General features: G+C 62.0%; 1 protein-coding gene. It reads left to right on the top strand.

The genetic code is table 11. The features are described 5' to 3' along the window. Positions 1-123: 123 nt before the first annotated feature. Positions 124-405, top strand: a 282-nt coding sequence (locus tag R5H29_RS21715) for a hypothetical protein (RefSeq protein ID WP_332329826.1), incomplete at its 3' end; no start/stop codon positions are given.

The raw sequence follows: 405 nt of genomic DNA, 5'->3' as shown, positions 1-405 counted from the left end.
TATCGCGACCATTCATCAGGCGTGTCCGAGTGTCTTCAGCGTTAACAGCCTCACATTGAACGGGGGCGGCGACTTGCAAGCGCGATTTGACGAGGTGCTGGTGCTTGGTCTGGTTTCGGCAATATGATCTCTGAGGGCGGAAGCTTCGCCGCGCGGATCGCGGCAGTCCTTCCAAAAGGTTGGTTCTCGGCGGATGCGCCGGTGCTGGGAACGGTTCTACAGGGCGTCGCGGCCACGTTCGACACGCTCTGGTCGGCGCTGGAGTTCACGTCCCTTCAAACCCGCGTTTCCACCGCGACGGGTGCGTTTCTTGACATGGCGGCGCGCGACTTCTGCGGAGGCGACCTTAGCCGCCTGCCAGCTGAAACCGATAGCGCATTCAGGGTCCGGCTGTTACGTGAGCCG

It is taken from the genome of Stenotrophomonas sp. A3_2 (assembly GCF_036624925.1).
GTDB classification, from domain to species: domain Bacteria; phylum Pseudomonadota; class Gammaproteobacteria; order Xanthomonadales; family Xanthomonadaceae; genus Stenotrophomonas; species Stenotrophomonas hibiscicola.
The sequence above is the reverse complement of the archived record's forward strand: the minus strand, read 5'-3'. Positions and strand labels throughout refer to the sequence as shown.